17 protein-coding genes are annotated in these 21,941 nt (G+C 73.1%); 13 read left to right on the top strand and 4 right to left on the bottom strand.

Annotated elements, in window-relative coordinates:
* The first annotated feature begins 79 nt into the window (after window positions 1-79).
* On the top strand, window positions 80-484 hold the full coding sequence (locus M8J74_RS21985) for a pyrophosphohydrolase domain-containing protein (RefSeq protein ID WP_249838082.1): 405 nt from the start codon (window positions 80-82) through the stop codon (window positions 482-484).
* Between the two features lie 16 nt (window positions 485-500).
* Here the strand turns inward: M8J74_RS21985 and M8J74_RS21980 are convergent, their stop codons facing one another.
* Window positions 501-3,404 carry a SpoIIE family protein phosphatase gene (locus tag M8J74_RS21980; protein ID WP_249838081.1) on the bottom strand — a complete coding sequence of 968 codons (2,904 nt, stop codon included), beginning with the start codon at window positions 3,402-3,404 and terminating at the stop codon, window positions 501-503.
* A 211-nt stretch (window positions 3,405-3,615) separates the two neighbouring features.
* On the opposite strand from M8J74_RS21980, the gene M8J74_RS21975 reads away from it, so the two are divergent.
* The 3 genes from M8J74_RS21975 (at window position 3,616) to M8J74_RS21965 (ending at window position 6,443) form a co-directional block, all read left to right on the top strand.
* On the top strand, window positions 3,616-4,041 hold the full coding sequence (locus M8J74_RS21975) for a plastocyanin/azurin family copper-binding protein (RefSeq protein WP_249838080.1): 426 nt from the start codon (window positions 3,616-3,618) through the stop codon (window positions 4,039-4,041).
* A gap of 68 nt (window positions 4,042-4,109) precedes the next feature.
* The gene (gene miaB / locus M8J74_RS21970) at window positions 4,110-5,639 is read left to right on the top strand and encodes a tRNA (N6-isopentenyl adenosine(37)-C2)-methylthiotransferase MiaB (RefSeq protein ID WP_249838079.1); all 1,530 of its coding nucleotides are present in this window, start codon (window positions 4,110-4,112) and stop codon (window positions 5,637-5,639) included.
* Window positions 5,640-5,729: 90 nt separating this feature from the next.
* Window positions 5,730-6,443 (top strand): class III extradiol dioxygenase subunit B-like domain-containing protein, encoded by a 714-nt coding sequence (locus M8J74_RS21965; RefSeq protein WP_249838078.1) that lies wholly within the window; start codon window positions 5,730-5,732, stop codon window positions 6,441-6,443.
* A gap of 99 nt (window positions 6,444-6,542) precedes the next feature.
* Here M8J74_RS21965 and M8J74_RS21960 read toward each other — a convergent pair whose 3' ends face one another.
* Window positions 6,543-6,812 carry an antitoxin gene (locus M8J74_RS21960; RefSeq protein ID WP_249838077.1) on the bottom strand — a complete coding sequence of 90 codons (270 nt, stop codon included), beginning with the start codon at window positions 6,810-6,812 and terminating at the stop codon, window positions 6,543-6,545.
* 62 nt (window positions 6,813-6,874) lie between these two features.
* On the bottom strand, window positions 6,875-7,153 hold the full coding sequence (locus M8J74_RS21955) for a hypothetical protein (protein WP_249838076.1): 279 nt from the start codon (window positions 7,151-7,153) through the stop codon (window positions 6,875-6,877).
* A gap of 183 nt (window positions 7,154-7,336) precedes the next feature.
* On the opposite strand from M8J74_RS21955, the gene miaA reads away from it, so the two are divergent.
* The 6 genes from miaA (at window position 7,337) to hflX (ending at window position 15,702) form a co-directional block, all read left to right on the top strand.
* Window positions 7,337-8,275: a tRNA (adenosine(37)-N6)-dimethylallyltransferase MiaA gene (gene miaA, locus M8J74_RS21950; RefSeq protein ID WP_249838075.1), complete on the top strand. Its 939-nt coding sequence runs from the start codon at window positions 7,337-7,339 to the stop codon at window positions 8,273-8,275.
* A gap of 108 nt (window positions 8,276-8,383) precedes the next feature.
* On the top strand, window positions 8,384-8,887 hold the full coding sequence (locus M8J74_RS21945; protein WP_249838074.1) for a hypothetical protein: 504 nt from the start codon (window positions 8,384-8,386) through the stop codon (window positions 8,885-8,887).
* Between the two features lie 314 nt (window positions 8,888-9,201).
* Entirely contained in the window at window positions 9,202-10,077 is an 876-nt protein-coding gene (gene dapF, locus M8J74_RS21940; RefSeq protein WP_249838073.1) for a diaminopimelate epimerase, read from the top strand.
* 296 nt (window positions 10,078-10,373) lie between these two features.
* Window positions 10,374-12,479: a RelA/SpoT family protein gene (locus tag M8J74_RS21935; RefSeq protein ID WP_249838072.1), complete on the top strand. Its 2,106-nt coding sequence runs from the start codon at window positions 10,374-10,376 to the stop codon at window positions 12,477-12,479.
* Window positions 12,480-12,566: 87 nt separating this feature from the next.
* On the top strand, window positions 12,567-14,042 hold the full coding sequence (locus M8J74_RS21930; RefSeq protein WP_249838071.1) for a M1 family metallopeptidase: 1,476 nt from the start codon (window positions 12,567-12,569) through the stop codon (window positions 14,040-14,042).
* Window positions 14,043-14,208: 166 nt separating this feature from the next.
* Window positions 14,209-15,702 carry a GTPase HflX gene (gene hflX / locus M8J74_RS21925; protein ID WP_249838070.1) on the top strand — a complete coding sequence of 498 codons (1,494 nt, stop codon included), beginning with the start codon at window positions 14,209-14,211 and terminating at the stop codon, window positions 15,700-15,702.
* A gap of 86 nt (window positions 15,703-15,788) precedes the next feature.
* Here the strand turns inward: hflX and M8J74_RS21920 are convergent, their stop codons facing one another.
* Window positions 15,789-17,021 (bottom strand): trypsin-like serine peptidase, encoded by a 1,233-nt coding sequence (locus tag M8J74_RS21920; protein WP_249838069.1) that lies wholly within the window; start codon window positions 17,019-17,021, stop codon window positions 15,789-15,791.
* Window positions 17,022-17,526: 505 nt separating this feature from the next.
* Here M8J74_RS21920 and M8J74_RS21915 point away from each other — a divergent pair.
* From M8J74_RS21915 to M8J74_RS21905, 3 genes are all read left to right on the top strand, one after another.
* Window positions 17,527-18,822: an aminotransferase class III-fold pyridoxal phosphate-dependent enzyme gene (locus M8J74_RS21915; RefSeq protein WP_249838111.1), complete on the top strand. Its 1,296-nt coding sequence runs from the start codon at window positions 17,527-17,529 to the stop codon at window positions 18,820-18,822.
* Window positions 18,823-18,885: 63 nt separating this feature from the next.
* Window positions 18,886-20,883 carry an IucA/IucC family protein gene (locus M8J74_RS21910; protein WP_372500229.1) on the top strand — a complete coding sequence of 666 codons (1,998 nt, stop codon included), beginning with the start codon at window positions 18,886-18,888 and terminating at the stop codon, window positions 20,881-20,883.
* Window positions 20,884-20,896: 13 nt separating this feature from the next.
* Window positions 20,897-21,862 (top strand): GNAT family N-acetyltransferase, encoded by a 966-nt coding sequence (locus tag M8J74_RS21905; RefSeq protein ID WP_249838068.1) that lies wholly within the window; start codon window positions 20,897-20,899, stop codon window positions 21,860-21,862.
* Window positions 21,863-21,941 lie beyond the last annotated feature (79 nt).

Raw genomic sequence — 21,941 nt, 5'->3', positions numbered from 1 at the left:
GCCGGGACGCGCTGCTGACCAGGGCGGAGCCGGCGCAGGAGCGGACGTGACCGTCAGTGGCGATCGCTACAGTCGCCGTATGAGCTCATCGCCCGCCGACCTGGTCCGCCGGTTCCACCTCGCCTTCGGCCTGGACGCCCGCACCACGCCCACCGAGGTGTCGCCCGCGCTCGCCGCCCACCGCGGCGAGCTGCTGGCCGAGGAGGCCGCGGAGGTCGCCGAGGTCGCGGTGACCGGACCCCTCGACCGGCTCGCCCACGAACTGGCCGACGTGGTCTACGTGGCCTACGGCACGGCCCTGGTGCACAGCATCGACCTCGACGCGGTCATCGCCGAGATCCACCGCTCCAACATGACCAAGCTGGGCCCCGACGGCAGCGTCGCCCGCCGCGCCGACGGCAAGGTCCTCAAAGGCGAGCACTACCGGGCGCCGGACGTGTCCGGGGTGCTGCGGCGGCAGGGCTGGACACCGGACGGTCAGTGAGCCGCGGGGTTCAGGATCAGGCGTCCCAGTCGCCGTCGAGGCCGGCCGCGTCCAGGAACAGCAGCTCCGTCGCGTCGAGTGACCGCTCGCCCTGTCCGCCGGGGGCGGACAGCGGCTGCTCGGCCCAGATGCACTTCCCGGTCGGGGTGTAGCGCGCACCCCACCGGCCGGTCAGCGCCGCGATCAGCTGCAGTCCCCGGCCTCCCTCGTCGGTCTCCGACGCCCGGCGGATGCGCGGCATCGTCTGGCTGCCGTCGTAGACCTCGCAGATCAGCTCGGCGCCGTACAGCAGACGCAGCCGGACCGGGCCCCTGGCGTGCCGGACGACGTTGCCGACGAGCTCGCTGACCAGGAGTTCGGTGGTGGGGGCCAGGTCGTCCAGCTCCCAGGCGGCGAGCTGCTCGCGGACGTGCCGGCGGGCCAGACCGGCCGCCCGCGGGTCCTGGGGCAGCGGCCAGGAGGCCATCCGGTCCGCCGGCAGGGCGTGCAGCCGGGCCACGAGGAACGCCGCGTCGTCGGCCGCCTGCTGCGCGGTCGGCAGCAGACCGGCCGTCAGTGTGTCGCACAGCCGCTCCAGATCCATGGCCGTGCCGTCCCGGTGGGCGGTGCCCAGCAGCCGGGCCAGTTCCGCCATACCCTCGTCGATCTCCCGCTTCGCCGACTCGACCAGGCCGTCGGTGTACAGCACCAGAAGGCTGCCCTCGGGCACCTGCAGCTCGATCGTCTCGAAGGGCGGTTCCGCGGCCCCCAGCGGCGGATCGGCGTCCGGCTCGGGGAAGTGCACGGTGCCGTCGGGACGCACCAGGGCGGGCGGCGGATGCCCGGCGCGGGCCACCGAGCAGCGCCCGGTGGTGGAGTCGTAGAGGGCGTACAGGCAGGTGGCGTACGACGCCTCGCCCATCCCGGCGACGATGTCGTTGAGGTGGCCCAGGATCTCGCCCGGCGGCAGTTCGAGGTCGGCCAGGGTGTGCACGGCGGTGCGCAGCCGGCCCATGGTGGCCGCCTCCGGCAGGCCGTGGCCCATGACGTCGCCGACGACCAGCGCCACCTGCCCACCGGACAGCGGGATGATGTCGTACCAGTCGCCGCCCACGTCGGCGCCCTGCCCGGCGGGGAGGTAGCGGGCGGCGGCCGTGCACGCGGGCAGGTCGGGCAGCTCCTGGGGGAGCAGGCTGCGCTGTAGTTCGCGGGACCGGGTGTGCTCGGCGTCGTAGAGCCGGGCCCGCTCCAGGGACTGTGCCACCAGCGCGCTGATCGTGGTCAGCAGCGCGCGCTCCTCGTCGGTGAGCCGCCGCGGCCGGTCGAAGGACAGGATGCACACGCCGAAGGTGTTCCCGGACGCGGTCAGCGGCAGGAACGCCCAGGACTGCTTGCCGGCCCGCCCCGGCAGGTCGGCCATGTCCGGGTAGCGCGTGACGAACTCCTCGACGGAGGACAGGAACAGCGGGGTGTCGGACTCGGCCGGGTCCCAGCCGGGGTCCATGGGCGAGCGGAGACGGCCGTCGACGGAAGCGAGGAAGTCGTCCGGGTAGCCGACGGCCCCGACGTGGTGGAGCCGGTCGCCCTCGATGACCTGCACCATGAGCCCGGTCGCGGCGAACGGCGGCAGCACGCGTGTGGCCACCGCGTCCACCACGTCCTGGGAGGTCGTCGCCTTGGCGAGCTCCGCCGTCAACTCGGCGATGCGCAGGGCGCGTTCGGAGGCGGACCGCTCGGCCGACTGGCGCTCCTCCGTCAGCCGCCGCTTCTCGGTGACGTCCTGGAAGTACAGCGTGCGCCCGTCCGGCCCGGGCACCAGCCGCAGGTGGAACCGCTGCCCGGTCTCCGGCAGGTGCACGTCGAAGCCGGCCGGCCTCTCCTCGGCGGCGGCCCGCAGACAGCGGGCCTTGAGGCCGGGTATCCGGCGGACGGAGGGCAGGGCCCACAGCAGACGGCCGAACATCTGCTCCTCGGAGAAGCCCAGCAGCCGCTCGGCCTCCAGGTTGGCGAAGGTGATCCGCCACTGGTCGTCCACCGCGAGGAAGCCGTCGCTCATGTGCCGCAGGGCCCTGCTGAGCGCGTCCCGGGTCCGCCGCGACTCGTTGCTCTCCCAGCCCACGCCGACCATCCGCAGCGGCTCGCCGCGTTCGTCGTACGTCGCCCGGCCGCGGGCCTGGGTCCAGCCGTACGTGCCGTCCAGGCGCCGTACCCGGTACTCGGCCTCGTAGACCGTGCCGTCGGCGATGGCCCGCTGGGCGGCCGCCAGCGTCGGGGCCAGGTCGTCGGGGTGGACGATCCGCATCCAGTTCTCGATCCGGCCCGTGAACTCGGCCGGCCGGGTGCCGTACAGCTCCAGCGCCGCCTCGTCCCAGATCAGGGCGCCGGTGCGGATGTCCCAGTCCCAGGAGCCGACCCGCACCTCCTTCAGGGCGTCCCGCAGACCCTCGCCGGTCAGCTCGGGCCGGTCGGGCCCGCTCGGCGGCGGAGCCTTGGCCATGCGGTCCTCGGCCCAGGCGACCAGGGCCCGCAGGAACTCCCACTGCTCCGGTGTGGGCGCACCCCGCTCACCCGTCAGGACCGTCAGGGCGCCGATGCCGCGGCTCCCGCTGAACAGGGGGAGGGCGGCGTGACCGGTACCGGGCCACTCCTGCGGCGGCCGGGAGGCCGCGGACTCCAGCGGTACCCAGACACCGCCGCCCTGCCGCAGTGCGCGAGCCGGGGCGAGCGGGCCCTCCTGGTCGACGATCTCCCACGGGCGGATCAGAGGGGCCGGAAGGCCGACGGAGGACACCAGGCGCAGCGCGGACATCGGGCCGCGCAGATGGACGACGCCGCCGAGAGCGCCCAGCTCACCGACCGCGTGCTGGAGCGCCAGCCGGAACACCTCGCTCTCCGTGACTCCGGGAGCCACCGTGCCGAGAAGAGCGAGCCGCGCGTTCATGAGGGGAACTTATCGTTCCCGTTTTCGTCCGAAACCTCTTTCGGTGATTCCTGACGCCCGGTTCCCGTCGCCGGGCCGCCGACGGGTCTCTCCGGGACGGCCACCGCCTGAACATCACGACCCATCGGTGCGTATCCCTCATAGGGGTCCTCTCGCTCCAGACCGGGACAAGCCCGGCGAGTGGCGGGCGACTCCGAAGGGGATGAGCCACATGGTGATCGCGAAGAAGACCGCACGAACGGCATTCCGCACGACGGCGCTGGCGTTCTCCGCCGCCCTCCTCGTCGCCGCCTGTTCCAGCGGCGGTGGCGGTGGCGGGAAGGCCTCGGACAGCACCGGCGCGGCCAAGGCCGGCTCGGGGACGAAGGTCACGGTGACGGAGACCGAGTTCGCCCTCAAACTCTCCCGCAGCTCCTTCACCCCGGGCACCTACACCTTCACCGCCGACAACGCCGGCACGACCACGCACGCCCTGGAGGTGGACGGCCCCGGCGTCTCCGACGTGCGGACCAAGAACATCTCCAGCGGCCAGAACACGTCCGTGACGGTCACGCTGAAGAAGGGAACGTACGAGCTCTACTGCCCTGTGGACGGACACCGGCAACTGGGCATGAAGACGGACGTCAAGGTCGGCTGAGCGCGTCCCGGCCGGCGGGCTGCGCAAGGGGCGGACGGGTGCCTCCGGGGACCGCCTACCCTTGACGCATGACCAGCAGCAGCGACCGGAGCCCGGCAGTGGACGTTCAGTCACCCAAGACCTACGAAGTGCGCACCTACGGGTGCCAGATGAACGTCCACGACTCCGAGCGGTTGTCCGGGCTGCTGGAGGACGCCGGCTACGTGCGCGCCCCCGAGGGCTCCGACGGCGACGCCGACGTCGTCGTCTTCAACACCTGCGCGGTCCGGGAGAACGCCGACAACCGCCTGTACGGCAACCTCGGCCGCCTCGCGCCCAGGAAGGCGTCCCGTCCCGGCATGCAGATCGCGGTCGGCGGGTGCCTGGCACAGAAGGACCGCGACACCATCGTGAAGAAGGCGCCCTGGGTGGACGTCGTCTTCGGCACGCACAACATCGGCAAGCTCCCGGTGCTGCTGGAACGCGCGCGCGTGCAGGAAGAGGCGCAGGTCGAGATCGCCGAGTCGCTGGAGGCGTTCCCCTCCACCCTGCCGACGCGGCGCGAGAGCGCGTACGCCGCGTGGGTGTCGATCTCCGTCGGCTGCAACAACACCTGCACCTTCTGCATCGTCCCGGCCCTGCGCGGCAAGGAGAAGGACCGCCGCACCGGCGACATCCTCGCCGAGATCGAGGCCCTGGTCGGCGAGGGCGTCTCCGAGATCACCCTGCTCGGGCAGAACGTCAACGCCTACGGCTCCGACATCGGCGACCGCGAGGCGTTCAGCAAGCTGCTGCGGGCCTGCGGGACGATCGAGGGCCTGGAGCGCGTCCGCTTCACCTCCCCGCACCCGCGCGACTTCACGGACGACGTCATCGCCGCCATGGCCGAGACGCCGAACGTCATGCCGCAGCTGCACATGCCCCTGCAGTCCGGCTCGGACACGGTCCTGAAGGCGATGCGCCGCTCGTACCGGCAGGAGCGCTACCTCGGCATCATCGAGAAGGTGCGGGCCGCCATCCCGCACGCGGCGATCACCACCGACATCATCGTGGGCTTCCCCGGCGAGACCGAGGAGGACTTCGAGCAGACCCTGCACGTGGTCCGCGAGGCCCGCTTCGCCCAGGCGTTCACCTTCCAGTACTCCAAGCGCCCCGGCACCCCGGCCGCCACCATGGAGGACCAGATCCCCAAGGAGGTCGTCCAGGCGCGCTACGAGCGTCTCGTCGCCCTCCAGGAGGAGATCTCCTGGGAGGAGAACAAGAAGCAGGTCGGCCGCACCCTGGAACTGATGGTCGCCGAGGGCGAGGGCCGCAAGGACGGCGCCACCCACCGCCTCTCCGGCCGGGCCCCCGACAACCGCCTGGTCCACTTCACCAAGCCCGACCAGGACGTCCGCCCCGGCGACGTCGTCACCGTCGAGATCACCTACGCCGCCCCGCACCACCTCCTCGCCGAGGGTGCCGTCCTCGACGTGCGCCGCACGCGCGCGGGTGACGCGTGGGAGAAGCGCAACGCCGCCGAGGCCGCCAAGCCCGCCGGCGTGATGCTGGGCCTGCCGAGGATCGGCGCGCCCGAGCCGCTGCCGGTGGCGTCGGGCAGCGGCTGCGGCTGCGACTGACGGGGGTCGCCGACGAACGCCGCTGCCTCGGGGTGACGCGGTGCGCCGCGGAGCGACGAACGTCGCCGCCGCGGCGTTACCCTGCCGATCATGCTTGTCGCCGCAGCCATCTGCCCCTGCCCGCCCCTCCTCGTGCCGGAGGTGGCCGCGGGCGCCGCTCCGGAACTGGACCGCGTGCGTGCCGCGTGCGCGGACGCGCTCGGCGTGCTCGCCGCCGCCCGTCCCGACCTGCTGGTGGTGATCGGGCCCGCCGACCGCAGCGGGCGCGGCCCGCACCCCGAGGGCACGCCGGGCTCCTTCCGCGGCTTCGGCGTCGAGGTCGACGTACGGCTGGGCGGAGTGGGGGACGGGGAGCCGGGGCGTGAGCTTCCGCCCTCCCTCGCCGTCGCCGCCTGGCTGCTGGAGCGGACCGGGTGGTCCGACGCCCCGATCGAGGGACTCGGCGTGGGAGAACCGCTCGCGACCGACCGGTGCGTCGAGGCCGGACGGGAGATCGCCGCCCGGGCCGGGCGGGTCGCCCTGCTGGTGATGGGCGACGGCAGCGCCTGCCGCACCCTGAAGGCGCCCGGCTACATCGACGAGCGTGCGGCACCCTTCGACGCGGAGGTGGCGCGTGCGCTGGGCGCGGCCGACGTGGCGGCACTCGAGACGCTCGACGCCGACCTGGCGCACGAGCTGCGGGCTTCGGGCCGCGCCCCCTGGCAGGTCCTCGCCGGCGCGGCCGAGGGCGCGGACCTCGCCGGGGCGCTGCTGTACGAGGACGCGCCGTACGGGGTGGGGTACATGGTGGCGACCTGGTCGTGAGGGCGGCCGCCCGGTCGTGAGGGCGGCGCGGCGGACGGGAAACGGCGGACGGCCGGGGACCCCTCGGGCCCGCGGCCGTCCGTCGGTGTGCCGTGCCGTTCAGGAGTGCGGCTCGGTGGGGGACTCCGGCGGCGTGGTGCCGCCGCCCGCGCCCGCGTCGCCCTGGCGCGCGAGTCGGTCCACCGCGTCCTTGGCCTTGCCGGTCCCGGTCCGGATCCGGTCGCTGTACCGGCCCTTGGTCTTCTCGTCGACCGCCTCGGCGGCCTTGTCGAGACCGTGCGCGATCGTGCCCCCGTGCTGCTGCGCGAGCCCCGAGACCTTGTCCTTCGCCGGGGACAGTCTGACCTTCAGCTGGTGCAGGAGACCCATGGTCCGCCCTTCTCGTCAGGCCGGGCCCGGTGCGCCCCTCGGCACACTCGCGCGCGGCCCGGTCACGTGCGGGCGCCCTCGCCGGCCTCGCTGTCGGCCGTCGTCTCGGCGGACTGCTGCTGAGGAATCTCGACGCCCGCGCCCTCGCCGGCCTCGCCGTCCTCGGCCACCGTGGGCTCCGTGGGCTCCGTGGCGGTCCGCTCCTCGGTGCCGGCCGGCCCCTTCGCCTCTGCCGCCTCCTCCGCCTCGGGCCCGGCCGCCCGTGCATCGGCCGGCACCTCGACGGGCGACGCCTCCTCCGTGACCTTCGACCTCCGAAGAAGTCGTGCGAAAACGCCCATATCCACTCCATACGCTACTCGTGCGGGGGAAATCCCGCGGTGCCCGGTGCGTCCGATTGCGCCACCGGGAGCGCCGCCTCCCGGAAACCGGCGGCGAGAACCATGCAACGGGCAACGACCCCGGCCCCGTACCGTCACGCAACTCGTTCGAGGAGACCCTTCAGGGTTTGCGAGACTGGTCCGGTGAGCACCGCACCCCACGCCCCCCGGGTCATCGCCGTCGTCGGACCGACCGCGGCCGGAAAGTCCGATCTGGGCGTCTTCCTAGCCCAGCGCCTGGGAGGCGAGGTCGTCAACGCCGACTCCATGCAGTTGTACCGAGGGATGGACATCGGCACCGCCAAGCTGACGCCCGAGGAGCGCGGCGGCATCCCGCACCACCTCCTGGACATCTGGGACGTGACGGTCACGGCGTCCGTCGCCGAGTACCAGCGGCTCGCCCGTGAGCGCATCGACGCCCTGCTCGCCGCGGGCCGCTGGCCGGTCCTCGTCGGCGGCTCCGGCCTCTACGTCCGCGGCGCCGTCGACAACCTGGAGTTCCCCGGCACCGACCCCGAGGTCAGGGCCCGGCTGGAGGGCGAGTTGACGCTGCGCGGCTCCGGCGCGCTGCACGCCCGCCTGGCCGCCGCCGACCCCGGGGCCGCGCAGGCGATCCTGCCGAGCAACGGCCGCCGTATCGTCCGGGCGCTGGAGGTCATCGAGATCACCGGCAAGCCCTTCACCGCCAATCTGCCCGGTCACGACTCGGTCTACGACACCGTCCAGATCGGCGTGGACGTCGCCCGCCCCGAACTCGACGAGCGCATCGCCCGCCGGGTGGACCGCATGTGGGACGAGGGGCTCGTGGACGAGGTGCGCGCGCTGGAGGCGCGGGGCCTGCGCGAGGGGCGCACGGCCTCCCGCGCGCTGGGCTACCAGCAGGTCCTCGCGGCGCTCGCGGGGGAGTGCACGCTGGAGGAGGCGCGGGCCGAGACCGTACGTGCCACCAAACGCTTCGCGCGCCGCCAGGATTCGTGGTTCAGGCGCGATCCGCGGGTGCACTGGTTGAGTGGGGGTGCGGCGGATCTCACAGAACTTCCGGACCTTGCACTGGCGTTGGTCGAACGACCGGTCACAGCCTGATCACGTCATGGCATCGGGACGCTCCGGCTGCCGTCCGGGCCTCCGGCGCCGTGCCATCATCGAGCTTCGATCGACCAAGTGGAGTCCTAGTTGGGAGGGCGCGTGGCGATGGAGGCCGGCCCTCGCGACACCGCACAAGGCACCGAGCCCCGCACCGCTGTCGGCGGTGCACCGGAGCAGGACGCGGACCGTCTGAGCCCCGACGGGCCCGACGACACCCAGGGCGGTGTGACCGCCGACGGTCCCGAGCCCGAGGAGATGTTCGCGGGCGGCCCGGAGGTCGAGGTCGAGCTGCGTCCGCAGCGGCGGCTGCGCATCTGGCAGCTCGCGCCCATCGTGGCCCTGGCCGCGGTCGGCTCCCTGATGTTCGCGTTCCCGCTCGCCTTCGACTTCGGCGACAGCGGGGCCGTGATCGCCATGCTGGGGCTCCTGATCTGCTCCTGCGCGGCGGGCTGGGGCATGATGGCCGCGCGCCGCGTCGGTTACACGTGGCCCGGCCTCCCGCAGCGCGGCTCCGGCCGCAGACCGGACTGGCGGGTCGTCCTGGCCTACGTGGTCCTGGTCGCCGCGGTGGTCGTCCTGGCGGTCTGGCGCGTGGCGAGGCTGCGCTGACGCGCCCGTAAGGGGCGCGGGGAACTGCGCGACCAGCCCCCACGGGCCCGCGGACATCCGCGCGATCGGCCCTCACCGCCCGGCGGACATCCGCGCTACCAGCCCCCACCGGCCCGCGGGACTCTGCCCGAACACCCTCATGGGCCCGCGGGGCCTCGCGCGACCAGCCCCCACCGGCCCGCGGACATCCGCCCGACCAGCCCCCCACCGGCCCGCGGACATCCGCCCGACCAGCCCCCACCGGCCCGCGGGGTCCCGAGCGACCGGCCCCTCCGGCCCGCGGCGCGAACGCGGCCCTCCCGTACGATCGGGACATGAGCACGCGTACGCCCATCGCCTTCCTCAAGGGGCACGGCACGGAGAACGACTTCGTGATCGTCCCGGACCCCGAGAACGCACTCGACCTGCCCCCGGCCGCCGTCGCCGCCCTGTGCGACCGTCGCGCGGGCATCGGCGGTGACGGCCTGCTGCACGTGGTGCGCTCCGCCGCGCACCCCGAGGCGCGGGACATGGCGGCCGAGGCGGAGTGGTTCATGGACTACCGCAACGGCGACGGCTCGATCGCGGAGATGTGCGGCAACGGCGTGCGCGTGTTCGCGCGCTACCTGCAGCGCGCCGGCCACGTCGCCGAGGGCGACCTCACGGTGGCCACGCGCGGCGGCGTGAAGCGCGTGCACATCGCCAAGGACGGCGCCGTCACGGTCGGAATGGGCAGGGCGCGGCTCCCCGAAGGGGACGTCACAGTCAGCGTGGGCGAGCGCAGTTGGCCCGCCCGGAACGTGAACATGGGCAACCCGCACGCGGTCGCGTTCGTCGAGGACCTCGCGCACGCGGGCCCCCTGTTCTCCCCGCCGCCGTTCAGCCCCGCCTCCGCCTACCCGGACGGGGTGAACGTCGAGTTCGTGGTCGACCGCGGCCCCGGCCACGTCGCCCTGCGCGTGCACGAGCGCGGTTCCGGCGAGACCCGCTCCTGCGGCACCGGTGCGTGCGCGGTCGCCGTGGCGGCCGCCCGCCGGGACGGCGTCGACCCGACGGTCACCGGGACGCCGACCACGTACACCGTGGACGTGCCCGGCGGGACGCTCGTGATCACCGAACGGCCCGACGGCGAGATCGAGATGACGGGTCCGGCGGTGATCGTCGCCGAAGGGGAGATCGATTCCGACTGGCTGGAAACGTTCGCCTCCTGAACGGGTGAGGCTTGGGATCGTAGGCCGACGCGCCCAGTGGTGCAGGAGTCAACTACCGGGGCGGCCGTCCGGCGTTCACTTGCACGGACACCCGCCCGTCGCCTGGCGCGAAACCGTAAACCTCGAAACGGTCGCTCGAATGGGTGATCCGTTTCACGCTCGGCGAGAGGCGGTCGGACGCACGTGATGGGCTCGGTAGCATCAAGCACCGGCCCGGACGGGGGACCGTTGCCGCCCCCTGAGCCGTGTCCGCCCTGGGGCACCCCGTCCGCCGGTCCACGCAGCCGGAGGTGCCCATGAGTGCGGAGGCCACGAACCCTGCGACGCCAGGTTCGGTAGCAGGCCCGGCGGCCCGCTGGCGCGCGCGGATCGATCTGCGCCGCCTCGGCCGTGCCGCGCTGCTCGGCCCCGCCGCCCGCGACCGCCTGCCCGACGCCATCGGCCACGTCGTCGACGCGCACCGCGCGCACCATCCCAGCGCCGACCTCGACCCCCTGCGCCGCGCCTACGTCCTCGCCGAGTCCTCGCACCGCGGCCAGATGCGCAAGAGCGGCGAGCCGTACATCACGCACCCCCTCGCGGTGACGTTGATCCTCGCCGAACTCGGGGCGGAGACGACCACGTTGACAGCGTCCCTGCTGCACGACACCGTCGAGGACACCGATGTGACGCTGGATCAGGTGGGCGAGCAGTTCGGCGAGGAGGTGCGCTACCTCGTCGACGGCGTCACGAAGCTGGAGAAGGTCGACTATGGCGCCGCCGCCGAGCCCGAGACCTTCCGCAAGATGCTGGTCGCCACCGGCAGCGACGTCCGCGTGATGTCGATCAAACTCGCCGACCGCCTGCACAACATGCGCACCCTCGGCGTCATGCGCCCCGAGAAACAGGCCCGCATCGCCAAGGTCACCCGGGATGTCCTGATCCCGCTCGCCGAACGGCTCGGGGTCCAGGCGCTCAAGACCGAGCTGGAGGACCTGGTCTTCGCCATCCTCCATCCCGAGGAGTACGAGCACACACGCGAGTTGATCGTCGACAACGCCTCCCGCGCCGACGACCCGCTCGCCGAGATCGCCGACGAGGTCCGCGGTCATCTGCGCGAGGCCGACATCCCGGCCGAAGTCCTCATCCGGCCACGGCACTTCGTCTCCGTCCACCGCGTCTCCCGCAAGCGCGGCGAGCTGCGCGGCGCCGACTTCGGCCGGCTGCTGGTGCTGGTCAACGAGGACGCGGACTGTTACGGCGTCCTCGGTGAGCTGCACACCTGCATGACCCCCGTCGTCTCGGAGTTCAAGGACTTCATCGCCGTACCGAAGTTCAACCTGTACCAGTCGCTGCACACGGCGGTCGCCCGCGCGGACGGGCAGGTCGCCGAAGTCCTCATCCGCACCCACCAGATGCACAAGGTCGCCGAGGCCGGCGTCATCGCGCTCGGCAATCCGTACGCGCCCGCCGCCGACGACCCGGCCGACGGCGAGCGCGTCGACCCCACCAAGCCCGGCTGGCTCTCCCGCCTCCTGGACTGGCAGGAGGCCGCGCCCGACCCCGACACCTTCTGGTCCACGCTCCGCGAGGACCTCGCCCAGGACCGCGAGATCACCGTCTTCCGCCCCGACGGCGGCACCCTGGGCCTGCCCGAGGGCGCCACCTGCGTCGACGCCGCCTACGCGCAGTACGGCGAGGACGCCCACGCCTGTATCGGCGCCCGCGTCAACGGCCGCCTGGCGACCCTCAGCACGGTCCTGAAGGACGGCGACACCGTCCAGCTCCTCATGGGCCAGGACCCGGCCTCCGAGCCCTCCAGGGAATGGCTGGAGCACGCCCACACGCCCGCCGCCCGGATCGCCATCCAGCGCTGGCTGGCGACCCACCCCGAGGCGGACGCACCCCAGGAGAGAGACCGCCGCTCGACGGCCCCCCGGCCCGCTCCCGAAGGAGCCGTCGCCCCGCCCACCCCCGACGTCGTCGTCGACCAGCCCGGGGCCACCGCGCGCCTGGCCGGCTGCTGCACCCCCGTACCGCCCGACGAGGTGACCGGCTTCGCCGTGCGCGGCGGCGTGGTCACCGTCCACCGCGTGGAGTGCGCCGCGGTGGCGCGCATGAAGAGCGGGGGGCGCGCGGAAGTCGGCGTGCGCTGGGGGGACACCAGCGAATGCCGGGTCACGCTGCTCGCCGAATCGTTCGGCCGCCCCCATCTCCTCGCCGACCTCACCGAGGCCATGGCCGCGGAGGGCGCCGAGATCGTGTCGGCGACCATCGAGCCGCCGGACCGGCAGCGCGTGAAGCACTCGTACACCGTGACCCTCCCGGACGCGGCACTCCTGCCGGGCCTCATGCGGGCCATGCGCAACGTACCCGGCGTGTACGACGTGAGCCGGGCGCAGCCGCAGACCCCCGGCGCCTGAAACCCGCCGTACGCCCGGACCACCCCTTCGGGTGGGCCGGTCGCGCGCCGTCGCCGCCACGCGCGCGTGCGCTGATAGCGGTGATGCATGCTCCTCACCCCCCGCAGGCGCCGCCTGAAGGCGACCGCGCTCCTCGCCTCGGCCGTGTCGGTCTGCCTCCTCGCCGCGAGCGCCCCGCCGGCCCCCCTGGGCGTCGGCGACCGCCTCTTCCCGTACCTCGGCAACCCCGGCTACGACGTGGCGTCGTACGACCTGTCCTTCACCTATCCCGGCTCCCACGACAAGCCGCTGCAGGCCGTCACGACGATCGACGCCTGGACGACCGAGGACCTGGACCGGATCAACCTCGACTTCGCGCACGGCAAGGTCGAGTCGGTCGAGGTCGACGGTGAGCCCGCCGGCTTCGCCACCGCCGGCGAGGACCTCGTCGTCACCCCAGAGGACCCGCTGCAGCAGGGCAACTGGACGCGCATCACCGTGCGGCACACCAGCGACCCCACGGCACCCGGCGGCGAGGACGGCGGCTGGGTGCGCACCGCCGACGGCCTGGCCATGGCCAACCAGGCCGACGCCGCCCACCTGGTCTTCCCGTGCAACGACCACCCCTCCGACAAGGCGATGTTCACCATCCGGATCACCGCTCCCGACGGCTACACCGCCGTCGCCAACGGAATGCCGACCGGCGTCGACCACGTCGGCGGGAAGACCACCTGGACGTACCGCACGCAGCACCCCATGGCCACCGAGCTCGCCCAGGTCTCCATCGGCCGCTCCACCGTGCTGCACCGCAGGGGCCCGCACGGTCTGCCGGTGCGCGACGTCGTGCCCACCAAGGACGTCAAGGCGCTCGAACCCTGGCTCGCGAAGACCCCCGACCAGATCGCCTGGATGGAGAACAAGGTCGGCCCGTACCCCTTCGAGACCTACGGGCTGCTCATGGCCGAGGCCTCCACCGGCTTCGAACTGGAGACGCAGACGCTCTCCCTCTTCGAGAAGGAGCTCTTCACCGAGCCGGCCTACCCCAAGTGGTACATCGAGTCGATCATGGTGCACGAGCTGTCCCACCAGTGGTTCGGCGACAGCGTCAGTCCGCGCACCTGGTCCGACCTGTGGCTGAACGAGGGACACGCGACCTGGTACGAGGAGCTGTACGCCGAGGAGACCGCGCACCGGCCCATGGACACGCGCATGAAGGCCGCGTACGGCGCCTCCGACCGCTGGCGCGCCGCCGGAGGGCCCCCGGGCGCCCCCAAGGCCCCCGCGCCCGGCCAGAAGATCAGCATCTTCCGCCCCAACGTCTACGACGGCGCCGCGCTCGTCCTGTACGCCCTGCGCCAGGAGATCGGCCGGCCCGCCTTCGAGCGCCTGGAGCGCGACTGGGTGCGCCTGCACCGCGACGGCACGGCCGGCACCGCCGACTTCGAGCACCTCGCTTCCCGGATCTCCGGCCGCGACCTGAGCGGCTTCTTCCAGGCCTGGCTGTACGACGCGAAGACCCCGCCGATGCCGGGTCACCCGGACTGGAAGTCCACCCCGCCCGCCAAGGCCGCGCCCCGGACTTAAGAAGGCGGCGCCCCGGAAATAAGGCGGTGACGAGACGTGGCGTACCGTGCGACCATCTTCGGGACGGCCGGGACGGCGGCGCACGGGTCGCGGGAATCTCCCGGGGTACTCGAGCGTTGTCCACTGTGACCGCCGGTATCGGCATCCCCATCGACGTAAGGATCCAATGACCTCCTCTTCATCCCCTTCCCAGGACACGCAGCGATTCGCGCACTCGTACGCCGAAGGTCTTCGGGCCGATGCCCTGATGGAAGAGGACGTCGCCTGGAGCCACGAGATCGACGGAGACCGGGACGGCGAGCAGTTCGACCGCTCCGAGCGCGCGGCCCTGCGCCGCGTGGCCGGCCTCTCCACCGAGCTCGAGGACGTCACCGAGGTCGAGTACCGCCAGCTCCGCCTGGAGCGGGTCGTGCTCGTCGGCGTCTGGACCTCGGGGACCGCACAGGATGCGGACAACTCCCTCGCGGAGCTCGCCGCCCTCGCGGAGACCGCCGGCGCGCTCGTGCTCGACGGCGTGATCCAGCGCCGCAGCGAGCCCGACGCGGCGACCTACATCGGTTCCGGCAAGGCCGTCGAGCTCAGGGACATCGTCCTGGAGACCGGCGCCGACACCGTCATCTGCGACGGTGAGCTCAGCCCGGGCCAGCTCATCCACCTGGAAGACGTCGTCAAGGTCAAGGTCATCGACCGTACGGCCCTGATCCTCGACATCTTCGCCCAGCACGCCAAGTCCCGCGAGGGCAAGGCGCAGGTCGCGCTCGCGCAGATGCAGTACATGCTGCCCAGGCTGCGCGGCTGGGGTCAGTCGCTGTCCCGTCAGATGGGCGGCGGCAAGGGCGGCGGCCTCGCCACCCGTGGTCCCGGTGAGACCAAGATCGAGACCGACCGGCGTCGGATCCGCGAGAAGATGGCGAAGATGCGCCGGGAGATCGCGGACATGAAGACCGGCCGCGAGATCAAGCGCCAGGAGCGCAAGCGCAACAAGGTGCCCTCGGTCGCCATCGCCGGCTACACCAACGCGGGCAAGTCCTCGCTGCTCAACCGTCTGACCGGCGCCGGTGTCCTGGTCGAGAACGCCCTGTTCGCGACCCTGGACCCGACCGTCCGCCGGGCCGAGACCCCGAGCGGCCGCCTGTACACGCTGGCCGACACCGTCGGGTTCGTCCGGCACCTGCCGCACCACCTGGTCGAGGCGTTCCGCTCCACCATGGAGGAGGTCGGCGAGTCCGACCTGATCCTGCACGTGGTGGACGGCTCGCACCCGAACCCGGAGGAGCAGCTGGCCGCCGTGCGCGAGGTGATCAGGGACGTCGGCGCCATCGACGTACCCGAGATCGTCGTGATCAACAAGGCGGACGCGGCCGACCCGCTGACCCTTCAGCGGCTCATGCGGATCGAGAAGCGTTCGATCGCCGTCTCGGCCCGCACCGGCCAGGGCATCCAGGAGCTGCTCGCACTCATCGACAACGAGCTGCCCCGGCCGTCCGTGGAGATCGAGGCCCTGGTGCCCTACACCCATGGCAAGCTGGTCGCCCGGGCCCATGACGAGGGCGAGGTGATCTCCGCGGAGCACACCCCGGAGGGCACCCTGCTCAAGGCGCGGGTGCACGAGGAACTGGCCGCGGACCTGCAGCCGTACGTCCCGGTTCCCACGGTCTGACATCCGGCCCGAGCCCGAAGCCCGAAGGCCCGCCCCCCGCACAGGGGGCGGGCCTTCGGCGTTCCGGTGTCAGGGTCGGTCCTGTCTCACCGACCGGCGAACTTCTTGCTCACCGAGTCGTAGACGCCCTTGGCGACGTCGCCCAGCCGCGGACCGGCCAGCCAGCCCGAACTCACCGGGCCGATCGAGGTGTTGGAGACCAGCGTCGGCTTGCCGTCCGAGCCCGTCTCCACCCAGCCGCCGCCGGAGGAGCCGCCGGTCATGGTGCAGCCGATGCGGTACATCGTCGGGTCCGTGGCGTTGAGCGACAGCCGGCCCGGCTTGTCCGTGCACTGGTACAGCAGTTGGCCGTCGTAGGGCGCGGCGGCCGGGTAACCGGTCGCGGTGATGCCGGAGACCTTCGGCACGGCCGGGGCGTTGAAGTCGACCGGCAGCGCCGAACCGACCGTCTCCTCCAGCGACTTGCCGTTGCCGCCCTTCTCCGGGGTCACATGGAGCACGGCGTAGTCGTACGAGGCGCCGTCACCGCCCGTCTCGCCGCCCTGCTCGATCCACTGCTGGGAGGTCTTGACCCAGTCCGCCCACCACACGCCGTAGGGGGCGACCTCGTCCCGGGTGGCGCCCCGCAGCTGGGCGGCCGTCCGGCCCGAGTCGTTGTACGACGGCACGAAGGCGATGTTGCGGTACCAGCCGCCCTTCTTGCCCGCGTGCACGCAGTGACCGGCCGTCCAGATCATGTTGGACTTGCCCGGGTGGGCCGGGTCCTCGACCACCGTCGCCGAGCAGACCATCGTGCCCTCGGGGGAGTCGAAGAACACCTTGCCGGCGGTCGCCGCGTTCGCGTGGTACCTGGGCGCCACGGCCCTCGCGGTCACCGGCGCGGGCGTCGGGTCGGTCACGCCCTGGTCACCGGAGAGGTCGTTGCTGTCGACGTTCTTCTGCGGGTCGTCGGCGCGACGCATCCGGTTCGCGTTCCACAGGCCCTTGATGATCGGGTTGATGAACTCGTCGGCCTCGCGCAGCCAGTCGTCCTTGTTCCAGTTCTTCCATTCGCCGTGCTTCCACTTGTCGATGTCGATCCCGTGCTCTTTGAGCCTGTTCCTGAGGTCGTCCGGGATCTTGATCTTGCCGTCGCCGCCGCTCCCCGTGTAGGTCGCGGAGGCCGAGGCCCGGCCGTCGGCCTTGTCGCCACCGGAGTCGCAGGCGGTCGCGGTGAGCGCCAGCGCCGAGGTGACGGCGACAGCGGTGAGAACGCGGGAGGTTCCGCGACGCGCACCCCCGTCTCGCCGGATGCGGAACGACGGCCGTATGGATCGCATGGTCGGAGACTCCCCCTGAGAAGAACGAACGGGTGCCGAACCGCCCTACCGGAGACGCGCCTTGGACTGGTCCGGCGTGTACCCGTGGGCTGCTTCGGCGTGTGCCTTGGAACGGCACCACACACTATGCGCTCGCTGTGGGGGACTTCCGACGGTACGGCAACGGTTCCGTCACGGTAAGGATCTTGGACCGACCCGTAACCCGTAGCGCGACCGGGGGTTGTAGCGGTGGGGGTCCTGCTGTTCATGGGCGGTCCCCTGTGCCTGTGCGGCGGAAGGACAGCGAGTCGTGGCCGAGTCTGCGTGCGAGGGGAGTGCGTCGGAGGGCGCGACCGGGGGCCGGACGGCCGCCGGGAGGACGCCGGTGCCGCTCCGGACGGCGCACTCCGCGTATCCGGTGTATCCGGTGTATCCGGCGCAGCCGACGTATCCAGTGGGCCCGGAGCGTTCGGAGCACCCCGAGGGCCCGGAGCACGCCGAGGGCCCGGAGCACCCTGAGCGCCCGGTGCGCCTGGGCTTTTTGAGGCGGCAGCCGGCGCGCGAGCCGGCCGCGCGCACCTATGCGCGGGCCCTGCCGATCGTGCCCGTCCGCGCCCGGGGGCTGACCATCGAGGGGGCCGACGGCCGCCGTTACCTGGACTGCCTCTCCGGCGCGGGAGCGCTCGCCCTGGGGCACAACCACCCCGTGGTGCTGGAGGCGATCCGCAAAGTCCTGGACTCCGGCGCGCCGTTGCACGCACCCGACCTCGCGACACCGGTGCGGGACGCCTTCGTCGCCGAACTCTTCCGTACCCTGCCGCCGGAATTCGCCGGCCACGCGCGCGTGCGCTTCTGCGGGCCCGGCGAGACGGACGCGATGGAGGCCGCGCTGCGGCTCGTGCGCGCCGCGACCGGCCGTACCGCGGTGCTGCACCTGACCGGTTCCCACGACGACACGTCCGCCGAGGACCCGGCAGGAGCCGAAGGAGTCTGGCGTAACGCCGAACTCGCCGCCCCCGGAGCCGAGTCCGCCCTCGACGGCCCCGAGCCGGGTACGCCACGGCCGGCCGGGGTGATCCTCGATCCCGTCGGGGGTGCCGACGGCGTCGCTCCGATCTGCGACGCCTGGACGCGGCGCGTGCGCCGGCTCACCGCCGCCCGATCCGTCCCGCTGATCGCGGACGAGACCCAGACGGGCGTGGGCCGCACGGGGACCCTCTGGGCGGTGGAGCACAGCGGCATCACTCCGGACGTGATGGTGCTCTCCAAGGCCGTCGGCGGCAGCCTCCCGCTGTCCGTGGTGGTCCACCGCGACGACCTCAACGCCGGGGGACCCGGCACCGACCACGGCACCTTCCACGGCAACCAACTCGCCCTGGCCGCCGGGACGGCCACCCTCGCCCACGTCCGCGAGAACGCCCTCGCCCCCCGCGCGGCCACCCTCGGTGCCCGCATGCTCGACCGGCTTCGCGATCTCGCACGGGACGTCGCGTGCGTCCGGGACGTGCGGGGGCGGGGCCTGATGATCGGCGTGGAGTTCGCGGACCCGGAAGCGGCGGGGCCGGTCCCCTCGGCGGACGCGGGCTCGCGTCCGCCGGGCACACCGCCGCCCGCCTCCGAACTGGCGGACTCCGTACGGCGCGCGTGCCTGCGGCGCGGCCTGATCGTCGGCCTGGGCGGCCGGCACCGGAACGCCGTACGCCTGCTGCCGCCGCTGACGATCAGCGACGAACAGGCGGCCGCCGTCCTCGACCGGCTCGGCGACGCGGTGCAGGCGGTGAACCGCGCCCACCGACGCGACTTCGTACCACCAGGCCGATGAGGCAGGCAGGGCGGCAGCACCCGGCTCGTCACCGCGCGGGCCAGAACCACCGAAGAGGACCACGTGAACACCACCCCCGTATCCGGCACGGGCACCCACACCCCCGGCCCGGCCCCCGCCGACGACCCGACGACCGAACGAGTCCCCGAACAGCGGACCCCGGCCGCCGACGGCAGGCCGCCAGAGGAGGCGGGGGGCCCGGGAGGCGCCTATTCCGTGGACGCGCTGGAGGGGGCCGGAGTCGATCACGACCCGCTGGAGCACGGCGACCCCTCGGTCGTGGCCGACGCCGCGGCTGTCGAGAGCCTGCTGCGCTGCTGGGTGCGCGAGACCGGCGTGACGGTTCCGGACGGCGGCGTCCTGCGCCTGCCGCTGCCCGCCAGCGGCACGGAGTTGCGGGTACCGGTCCGGCACCGGTCCCCGACGGGATGGCATCGCTTCGGCCTCCCGCGCTTCGCCGGAGCCCCCGACCGGGTCCCGCCCGCCGACGCCGTCACGGTCGCCGCGCTCCTCGCCAGGGAGACCGCCCTTGATGGCGCCGGGGCCGCGCCTCCGACCGCGTCGGCAGCCGCCGGGTGCGATCTCGTCGCCCGAGTCGCCGACTCCGTCCGCCGCACCACCGTCTTCGTCCGGGAGCGCAGGGACGACCCCGCCGACGGCCCCGACCTCTTCCTCGCGGCAGAGCAGGCACTGCTCCTCGGGCACCCGTTCCACCCCACCCCGAAGAGCCGTGAAGGTCTCTCCGAGGCCGAGGCCGGCCGGTACTCACCGGAGTCGCGCGGCCGTTTCCCCCTGCACTGGCTGGCGGTCGCCCCCGCCCTGCTGGCCACGGACTCGGCCTGGACCGAGCGCGGCCGTCCCGTGCCCGCTCCGGTGCTCACCGCCCGCCTCGCCGCAGCCGAGTTGCCGCTGCCGGACGGCTTCGCCGCGCTTCCGCTGCACCCCTGGCAGGCCCGTGCGGTCCGGCAACGGCCGGAGACCGCGGCCCTGTTCGACGCCGGGCTGCTCCGCGACCTCGGCGCCCACGGCGCCGCCTGGTGCCCCACCTCCTCCGTGCGCACGGTCCACAGAAGCGGCGCGCCCGCCATGCTCAAGCTGTCCCTGGGCCTGCAGATCACCAACTCCCGCCGCGAGAACCTCCGCAAGGAACTGCACCGCGGCGTCGAGGTCCACCGCCTGCTGCGCACCGGCCTCGCCCGGCGGTGGCGGGCCGCGCACCCCGGCTTCGACATCGTCCGCGACCCCGCCTGGCTCGCCGTCGACGGGCCGGACGGCGACCCGGTGACGGGTCTCGACGTGGTGATCCGGCACAACCCGTTCACCCCCGCGGACGACGTTGCCTGCGTCGCCGGACTCGTGTCCCCCCGCCCGTACGGCCGGCCGGGCGACCCGGCGGACCATCCGTCCCTGCGGTCCCGGCTGGATCTGCTGATCACCCGCCTCGCGGGCAGGACGGGCCGCCCGTGCGGTGCCGTCGCCGCCGAGTGGTTCCTGCGTTACCTGGAACAGGTCGTCCGTCCCGTGCTGTGGCTGGACGCGGAGGCCGGGATCGCCCTGGAGGCGCACCAGCAGAACACGCTGCTCCTGCTGGACGCGGACGGCTGGCCCACGGGCGGCCGCTACCGCGACAACCAGGGCTACTACTTCCGCGCATCCCGCCGCGCCGAACTCGACGCCCGGCTGCCCGGCATCGGGACACACAGCGACACCTTCGTCTCCGACGAGGTCACCGACGAGCGCTTCGCCTACTACCTGGCGATCAACAACGTCTTCGGCCTCATCGGCGCCCTGGGCTCCCAGCGCCTGGCCGACGAGCGGCTGCTGCTCGCGGCCTTCCGCCGCTTCCTCGGTGACCTCGCCTCCGGCCCCGACCGGTTGCGCACCCCGCTGCCGGCCCGCCTGCTGGACTCGCCCGTCCTGCGCTGCAAGGCCAACCTGCTGACCCGGCTGCACGGCCTGGACGAACTCGTCGGCCCGGTCGACACGCAGTCCGTGTACGTCACCTTCGCCAACCCCCTCCACCCGTCGTCCCCGAGGAACATGACCCACCCCGCCTTCTGAGAGGAGCGTCGCGGTGCCTCCCACCGACGCCAGCGCCCACGCAGCCCCCGCCGCCGACAGAGGCGAGATCGCCGATACCTGCCCGGCCGACAGCGGTATCGACACGGCCCCGGAGCCCATGACTCCGGAGCCCGCGATCCCGGAGCTCACGACTCCCGAGCCGGTGGCCCGGCCGGTGGCCCCGGACCGCGAGGCCGCGGACACGGCGGCCACGGACTGCGAGGACACGCTGGACCTGCGCCTGCCCGACGAGCTGCTCGCCCTCCTCGCGGAGCAGGCCGGCCCGGACGAGGAGCCGGGGCTGGCGCTGGGGCTGGAGCTGGGGCCGGATCCGGGGCTGGATCCGGGGCCGAAGCCGAGGTCGAACGGTGCCGCGGCTCCGCGCCTCTCCGCCGCCACGATCGATCACGGCCTTCTCGACGGGGTCGCCGAGTGGGGACCCGTCGGCACCCCCGTCGGTACCTTCCATCTCGTCCCGGTGGTCGTCGAACGGGACCTGCCGCTGATCAGCCGCTGGATGAACGACCCCGCCGTCGCCGAATTCTGGGACCTCGCCGGCGCCCAGAGCGTGACCGGCGCGCACCTGCGGGCCCAGCTCGACGGCGACGGACGCAGCGTGCCGTGCGTCGGCGTCCTGGACGGCACCCCGATGAGCTACTGGGAGATCTACCGGGCGGACCTCGATCCACTGGCCCGGCACTATCCCGCGCGGCCGCACGACACCGGGATCCATCTGCTCGTCGGCGAGGTCGCCGACCGGGGGCGAGGCCTCGGCAGCGCGCTGCTTCGGGCCGTGGCCGACCTCGCCCTGGACAGGCGGCCCGCGTGCGCACGGGTCGTCGCGGAACCCGCCCTGCGCAACACCCCGTCCGTCGCCGCCTTCCTGACCGCCGGGTTCCGGTTCTCCGCCGAGATCGACCTGCCCGACAAACGGGCCGCCCTGATGGTCCGGGACCGCTCCCTGCGCGATCTGCTGTGACACGGGGCTGCGAACTGATCGCTTTTGGCGCATCGCCGCCCCGATCGACCGGCCCAACCGATCCGGAGCGGTCCGAAGC

Source organism: Streptomyces panaciradicis (assembly GCF_023516615.1).
In the GTDB taxonomy this organism is placed as follows: Bacteria; Actinomycetota; Actinomycetes; order Streptomycetales; family Streptomycetaceae; genus Streptomyces; species Streptomyces panaciradicis.
This window is presented reverse-complemented; position numbering and strand designations above follow the sequence as displayed.

Excerpts from the sequence above, each read along its gene's own strand:
- M8J74_RS21985 (WP_249838082.1), top strand. The coding sequence starts at position 80 with ATGAGCTCATCGCCCGCCGACCTGGTCCGCCGGTTCCACCTCGCCTTC.
- M8J74_RS21980 (WP_249838081.1), bottom strand. The coding sequence starts at position 3,404 with ATGAACGCGCGGCTCGCTCTTCTCGGCACGGTGGCTCCCGGAGTCACG.
- M8J74_RS21975 (WP_249838080.1), top strand. The coding sequence starts at position 3,616 with ATGGTGATCGCGAAGAAGACCGCACGAACGGCATTCCGCACGACGGCG.
- miaB (WP_249838079.1), top strand. The coding sequence starts at position 4,110 with ATGACCAGCAGCAGCGACCGGAGCCCGGCAGTGGACGTTCAGTCACCC.
- M8J74_RS21965 (WP_249838078.1), top strand. The coding sequence starts at position 5,730 with ATGCTTGTCGCCGCAGCCATCTGCCCCTGCCCGCCCCTCCTCGTGCCG.
- M8J74_RS21960 (WP_249838077.1), bottom strand. The coding sequence starts at position 6,812 with ATGGGTCTCCTGCACCAGCTGAAGGTCAGACTGTCCCCGGCGAAGGAC.
- M8J74_RS21955 (WP_249838076.1), bottom strand. The coding sequence starts at position 7,153 with ATGGGCGTTTTCGCACGACTTCTTCGGAGGTCGAAGGTCACGGAGGAG.
- M8J74_RS21945 (WP_249838074.1), top strand. The coding sequence starts at position 8,384 with ATGGAGGCCGGCCCTCGCGACACCGCACAAGGCACCGAGCCCCGCACC.
- dapF (WP_249838073.1), top strand. The coding sequence starts at position 9,202 with ATGAGCACGCGTACGCCCATCGCCTTCCTCAAGGGGCACGGCACGGAG.
- M8J74_RS21935 (WP_249838072.1), top strand. The coding sequence starts at position 10,374 with ATGAGTGCGGAGGCCACGAACCCTGCGACGCCAGGTTCGGTAGCAGGC.
- M8J74_RS21930 (WP_249838071.1), top strand. The coding sequence starts at position 12,567 with ATGCTCCTCACCCCCCGCAGGCGCCGCCTGAAGGCGACCGCGCTCCTC.
- hflX (WP_249838070.1), top strand. The coding sequence starts at position 14,209 with ATGACCTCCTCTTCATCCCCTTCCCAGGACACGCAGCGATTCGCGCAC.
- M8J74_RS21920 (WP_249838069.1), bottom strand. The coding sequence starts at position 17,021 with ATGCGATCCATACGGCCGTCGTTCCGCATCCGGCGAGACGGGGGTGCG.